Annotated in this window: 6 protein-coding genes; all 6 read left to right on the plus strand. The window is 69.4% G+C overall.

The genetic code is table 11. The annotated features are described in order from the left end of the window. The first annotated feature begins 246 nt into the window (after positions 1-246). Entirely contained in the window at positions 247-894 is a 648-nt protein-coding gene (locus JNL41_RS20695; RefSeq protein ID WP_293478073.1) for a DUF2491 family protein, read from the plus strand. Next, positions 891-1,310, plus strand: coding sequence for a DUF350 domain-containing protein (locus tag JNL41_RS20700; protein WP_293478074.1), 420 nt, complete (start codon positions 891-893; stop codon positions 1,308-1,310). The genes JNL41_RS20695 and JNL41_RS20700 overlap by 4 nt, the downstream gene beginning before the upstream one ends. A gap of 16 nt (positions 1,311-1,326) precedes the next feature. Continuing rightward, positions 1,327-1,932: a DUF1190 domain-containing protein gene (locus tag JNL41_RS20705; RefSeq protein WP_293478075.1), complete on the plus strand. Its 606-nt coding sequence runs from the start codon at positions 1,327-1,329 to the stop codon at positions 1,930-1,932. A 203-nt stretch (positions 1,933-2,135) separates the two neighbouring features. After that, positions 2,136-3,125 carry an adenosine kinase gene (locus JNL41_RS20710; protein WP_293478076.1) on the plus strand — a complete coding sequence of 330 codons (990 nt, stop codon included), beginning with the start codon at positions 2,136-2,138 and terminating at the stop codon, positions 3,123-3,125. Beyond that, a complete protein-coding gene (gene hisB, locus JNL41_RS20715) occupies positions 3,125-3,715 on the plus strand; it encodes an imidazoleglycerol-phosphate dehydratase HisB (RefSeq protein ID WP_293478077.1) in 591 nt (196 codons plus the stop codon). Before JNL41_RS20710 ends, hisB begins: the two co-directional genes overlap by 1 nt. 9 nt (positions 3,716-3,724) lie before the next feature. After that, complete coding sequence (hisH, locus tag JNL41_RS20720; protein ID WP_293478078.1) at positions 3,725-4,360, plus strand: imidazole glycerol phosphate synthase subunit HisH; 636 nt, start codon at positions 3,725-3,727, stop codon at positions 4,358-4,360. Positions 4,361-4,408 lie beyond the last annotated feature (48 nt).

The raw sequence follows: 4,408 nt of genomic DNA on the forward strand, positions 1-4,408 counted from the left end.
CGACGCTGTGACGATGGCTCTTGCTGCGGCCTGGACATCGGCCCTGGCGCCCGGGGGAACCCAGAGCTCCAGCTTCACGAGCCCGAGCCGCTGGCGTTCCTCGCGCCAGAGCCGGGTCCGTTCCGCGGGGCTCAGGCCCGCCACCTTGTCCGTGTTCCGCCGCTTCATCTGTTCACGTATGCATACGCGTACATTTGACAGGATGCAAGATGGGCGTATGATCCGGCTGCAACAAAGGCTGATGACGTGATCTTCCGGGGATTGTTCGGCGGACGCCGCGGTGAGGACGGGGACGACCAGGCCATCCCCGTCGTCCGCAACGTCACGATCGGCCGCACGGTGCGGCTGGACCCGCTGGCCTGGCGGCGGCTCGGCTCGGACACCCTCTTCCGGCTCGACACCGACACGCTGAACATCGTGGCGCAGGGACGCATCGACCTGGGAGCCGACGGCTGGGTCCACCGGTTCTACACCGAGGACGACCTGATGCTGCAGATGGTCAGTCCAGACGCGGAGGGCCGGGGCGCAGACGACTTCACCCTCTTCGGGCCCTGGGCGTCCGACTATCCGCCGGACGCGGCCGCCCGGCGGCGCTGGGGCGACCGCATCCGCGCGCGCGCCTTCAGCGCCGACGGCCTGCCGGAGTACCGCCGCTTCTGGTTCGGCGACGTCGACGAGCGGCAGGACCCGGTGAGCTTCTGGGAGAGGGTCTACGACGACCGCTCGGGCCGGAATTTCCGCAAGATCTACCAGACCTGCATGCTCTTCGCCCGGGACCTGCCGGCGGAAGGGCGCGAGCTGCTCCTGGCCATCGAGATGGAGCCCGAGGGCGGCGACCTCACCCACGAGGTCATGGTCGGCATTCCTCTGAACGTCGGAGAATTTGAAGCATGATCGTTTTCGATCCCGCCACCTTCGGCTCGGGGGCGCTCGCGTTCGCGCTGGCCTTCCTGGCCGCCGGCGGCTTCACCCTGATCTTCAAGGCGATCTACCGCTGGATCACGCCGCACGACGAAGGCGCCCTGATCCGCGGCGGCAACGTCGCCGCCTCCGTGGCCCTCGGCGGGGCGCTGCTGGGCTACGTCATCCCGCTGGCCTCGGCGCTCGCCAACACCCACAGCCTGCCCGAGTTCGTGGCCTGGGCGCTGCTGGCCGGCGTCATCCAGATCGCCACCTTCTGGATCGTGCGGCGCATCGCGCTGCCCGACGTGTCGGCCCGCATCGAGCGCGGCGAACTCTCGACCGCGCTCTACCTGATGTTCATCTCGATCACGGTGGGCATCCTCAACGCCGCCTGCATGACGGCCTAGGTTCCAGAAACCAGCCATGAAACGCACCCGCAAACTGGCGCTGACGTCGCTGATGGCGATGGGCGGCGTCTCGCTCGTGGCCTGCGGCGACAACGCCGCCGACAACGTCCGCATCGACCACGAAAAGTCGGTCGACGCCTACGCCTACCAGTCCCTGCAGGAGTGCAAGGACAAGAACGAGGTGCCCGACGACGCCTGCGAGACCGCCGAGAAACAGGCCCTCAAGGACGACGAGAAGGCCTCCAAGTGGACCGACCAGGCGTCCTGCGAGGACGTCTACGGCGAGGGCCAGTGCGTTCCGCGCCAGCACGCGGGCTCGAACGGCAGTTTCTGGGGCCCGCTGGTCACCGGCTTCGTCGTCGGGCAGATGATGAACGGCGGCTGGGGCGGGCGCGGCATGTACCGCGACTGGCGCGACGGCGGCTACTACTCCTACGGCGGCGGCCGGGTCTGGACCGACTACAACACCGGCCGCACCCGCATCGGCCAGCGCGGTTTCGACGCCCCCGACGTCATCCGCCCACCTGAGAAGCAGATGAGCCGCTCGTCGGTCATCAGCCGCGGCGGCTTCGGCGGCCGCATGTCCAGCCGCAGCATGGGCAGCCGCGGCTGGGGCGGATAACTCACCCCCAATGCTCGTCATCCCGCGACTTGTTCGCGGGACCCATCTCTCCGCGCGACGTGAGGATGGAGCGGCCCTCATGGCTGGCTGCCGGGCCTCCGGGCTCCTGGCCCAGCGCCGTCGCGCCCTCCCGAACCCGGCCGCTAGCTTCGCTGACCTTTTGCCTGTAATCCCCGCGCCCTAGCCCGAGGGAAAGCCTGCGTATGCCCGAGACCTACGACGTCGCCGCGATCGGCAACGCCATCGTCGACGTGATCGCGCCGTGCGCCGACGCCTTCCTGGTCGAGAACGGGCTGACCAAGGGCGCCATGATGCTGGTGGACGCGCGGCAGTCGGCGGCGCTCTACGCGCGGATGCAGCAGGCCGTGGAGGCCTCGGGCGGCTCGGCGGCCAACACCATCGCGGGTCTGGCCAGCTTCGGCGGCAAGGGCGCGTTCATGGGCAAGGTGGCCGACGATCCGCTGGGCCGCGTCTTCGCTCACGACATGCGCGCCATCGGCGCCCGCTTCGAGAACGCGCCGCTGGCCGGCGGGCCCGCCACCGCCGTCTCGATGATCAACGTCACGCCCGACGCGCAACGCACCATGTGTACCTTCCTGGGCGCCTCGGTGGAGTTCACCGACGACGACGTCGACGTCGCCACCGTCGAGGCCGCCACGATGGTGTATCTCGAAGGCTATCTGTTCGACGCCGAAGCCGCCCGGCGCGCCTTCGCCAAGGCGGCGGGCCTCGCCCACGGCGCGGGCCGCAAGATCGCGCTGACGCTCTCGGACAGCTTCGTGGTCGAGCGCCACCGCGGCGGCCTGAAGGGCTTCATCGAGACCCAGGTCGACCTCCTCTTCGCCAACGAGGCGGAACTGCTGGCGCTCTATGAGACCGCCGACTTCGACGAGGCCTGCGAGCAACTGCTCCGCCACTGCGAACTGGCCGCCGTGACCCGCAGCGAGAAGGGCTCGGTGGTGCTCTCCAAGGGCGAGACCCTGCATGTGCCGGCTGAGCCCGTCGAGAAAGTCGTGGACACCACCGGCGCAGGCGACCAATACGCGGCCGGGTTCCTCTTCGGCCTGGCCCGGGGCCGCTCGCTGCGCGACTGCGCGCGGCTGGGCGGGCTGGCGGCCGCCGAGGTGATCTCGCACTACGGGCCGCGGCCGCAGGTCAGCTTGAAGGACCTCGCCGCGAGCAGGGGGTTGTGATGAGCCGCAAGGCCGAGGTCGTCCGCAACACCAAGGAGACCCAGATCCGCGTCGCCGTGGACCTGGACGGGACCGGCGTGTCCCGGGTCTCCACCGGCATCGGGTTCTTCGACCACATGCTGGACAGCTTCGCCCGGCACGGCGGCATCGACCTCGACGTCGAGACCCGCGGCGACCTGCACATCGACATGCACCACACGGTGGAAGACACCGGCATCGTGCTGGGCCAGGCCATCAAGGAAGCCCTTGACGGCTTCAGGGGCATCCGCCGCTTCGGCCACGCCTACATCCCGATGGACGAGACGCTGAGCCGCTGCGCCATCGACTTCTCCAACCGGCCCTACCTGATCTGGAAGGTGGAGTTCAGGACGCCGAAGGTCGGCGACATGGACACCGAGCTCTTCAAGGAGTTCCACCACGCCTTCGCCATGAACGGCGGGGCCTGCGTCCACCTGGAGTGCCTGTACGGAGCCAACTCGCACCACATCGCCGAGAGCGGGTTCAAGGCGCTGGCCCGGGCCGTGCGCCAGGCCGTCGAACTCGACCCCAAGACCCACGGCCACGCCCCCTCCACCAAGGGCGTGCTCTAGGAAACTTCCATGAAGAGCGTCGCCCTGATCGACTACGGGTCGGGCAATCTGCGCTCGGCCGAAAAGGCCCTCGTCCGCGCCGCGGCCGGCTCGGCGGACGTCGTCGTCACCAGCGATCCCGACGTGGTCGCCAGGGCCGATCGCATCGTCCTGCCCGGTGTCGGCGCCTTCAAGGCGTGCATGGAGGCGCTGGCGGCCCGCGACGGCGTGATCGAGGCCCTGAACGACGCCGTGGTCCGGCGCGGCGCGCCGTTCCTGGGGATCTGCGTCGGCATGCAGCTCATGGCTTCGCGCGGCCTGGAGTTCGGCGTCACCCCCGGCCTCGACTGGATCGACGGCGACGTGAAGAAGATCGCCCCCGCCGACCCGGCCCTGAAGGTCCCGCACATGGGCTGGAACAACCTCGAGGCCGTCTCCGACCTGCCGGTGCTGGCCGGCCTGCGCGGCGGCGCGCCCGTCTACTTCACCCACTCGTTCGCCATGTATCCGCAAGACTCGTCGCACGTGGCGGCCTATGTGGACCACGGCGGCCGGTTCCCCGCCGCGGTGGCCCGGGACAACTTCGCCGGGGTGCAGTTCCACCCCGAAAAATCGCAAGCGTCCGGCCTGAAGCTCCTGGCCGACTTCCTGGAGTGGCGTCCGTGATCCTCTACCCCGCCATCGACCTGAAGGACGGCCAGTGCGTGCGCGTCC

Source organism: Phenylobacterium sp. (assembly GCF_016793285.1).
Classification (GTDB): Bacteria; Pseudomonadota; Alphaproteobacteria; order Caulobacterales; family Caulobacteraceae; genus Phenylobacterium.